Source organism: Rhodococcus sp. BUPNP1 (assembly GCF_002215235.1).
In the GTDB taxonomy this organism is placed as follows: domain Bacteria; phylum Actinomycetota; class Actinomycetes; order Mycobacteriales; family Mycobacteriaceae; genus Rhodococcus.
Map to the genome: position 1 here is coordinate 1 of NZ_NERM01000071.1, position 1,632 is coordinate 1,632.

Here is a 1,632-nt window from a genome sequence, read left to right on the forward strand (position 1 = left end):
CGACAGAGTGTTTCAGGGGTCAGGAACCGAACGTTTCGTTTTCCAGGCCCAGTGCGCGGATCTTGCGGTAGAGGGTCGAGCGGGCCACACCGAGTCGGTGGGCGGCGAGGGATTTGTTGCCGTCGGACTCGTCGAGGGCGCGGACGATCGCTTCGCGTTCGGTGCGTTCGAGCGAGGTCAACCGGCGGCCGGCACCGAGGGTGCGGTAGTCGGCGGGCAGATGTTCGAGTTTGATGTCGAATCCCATCGACCGTGCCGCCGCGGTACTGAGCACCGAGGCGAGTTCGCGCAGGTTGCCGGGCCAGTGATGGTCGATCAACGCCCGATGCGCGGCCGGTTGCAGTTGCGGGGTCGGACGGTCGGGGAATTCGGCGGCGAGCAACTCCCGCGCGAGATCGGTGAGATCTTCGATGCGCTGGCGCAGCGGTGGGATGCACACACTGCGCCGCACATGGGTCTGCACCTGATGGCGCAGATCGTCGGGGGTGCTCGAGGTGGCGGTGGCGATCACCGGTGCACCGAGCTCGACGGCGGCGTCGAGCAACCGCCGGGTAGGAGCGACAGCGTCGTCGGGGACCTCGTCGAGGTGCTCGAGGATGCACGCGAAACTGCCGGACAGACGCGCCCGCAACTCGGCCACCGCCGAGGGGGTCAACGTCGACGCGTCGACGCTCGGGACCGGGGCGTTCGGTCCCCAGCGGTGCTGGATCTGCCGGGCCAGATGGGTTTTGCCGACACCGGACTCGCCGATGATCAGCACCGGCGCGACGGTCGCGGCGATCTCGTCGACCCGGTCCTGGAGTCGGTGCGCGGCCAGGCTTCGGCCGGCGATACGCGTCGCCGGCGCCGCACCGGCGGGCGCGGCGGGGGCCAGGCGGGCGCGCGGACGCGGCGGAGCCGGGGAGGCCAGCGGGCGCAGTTCGATGATCGCGCTGAGCGGATCGGTGGACTCACCGACCCGGCGGGCATGGACCCGCACGTCGATCCCCTCGGCGAAACGCAGCGGTCCTTCCCATTCGTCCTTGGCGGCCAGATGGGTGCTGATCCAGTCCCAGATCATCATCTGATCGGTCGAGTCCATCAACCGTGACACCGTCGGGGTCGCGATCACCGTGTCCCGGCTCATCGCCACCACCGCGGCGTGGCCGCGGCGTTTGCTGCGCATGTATTCGCGCAGCAGGTTCTGCTCGCTGCGGGCGGACAGGGCGAACAGTCGTTCTTCGATGTCGCGTACCGCCGAGAGCACCAGCGGTGCCATCAGCTCGTTGACATCGTCGACCTGGCAGGTGATGTCGACGATGCCGGTCACCGCGCGTGAGACCGGGTCGACGATCGGGGAGCCGACACAGGCCAGCGGGTGCAGCGACTCGAGCAGGTGCTCTTCCCCGCGGACCCGGAACGCTTTGCGTTCTTCGAGGGCGGTGCCGATCCCGTTGGTTCCGGCGCATTCCTCGGCGAAGATGAACCCCGGGGCGACCTGGGCCCGGTCGAGACGACCGAGCAGCGACCGCTGCCCGGCCCGCCGGTCGACGATGGTCGCATCCTGCGAGGCGAGCAGGATCGTCACCGGTGCATCGGCGAGTTGATCGGCCAACCGATCCAGGACCGGCCGCGCCGCACGCACAAGCTTCG

The 1,632-nt window shown here is 69.3% G+C and carries 1 protein-coding gene; it reads right to left on the reverse strand.

Annotated features, from left to right (window positions below):
* Positions 1 to 19 precede the first annotated feature (19 nt).
* Positions 20 to 1,632: helix-turn-helix domain-containing protein (locus B9C99_RS25435; protein WP_172415091.1), on the reverse strand; the 1,613-nt coding region annotated here is incomplete at its 5' end.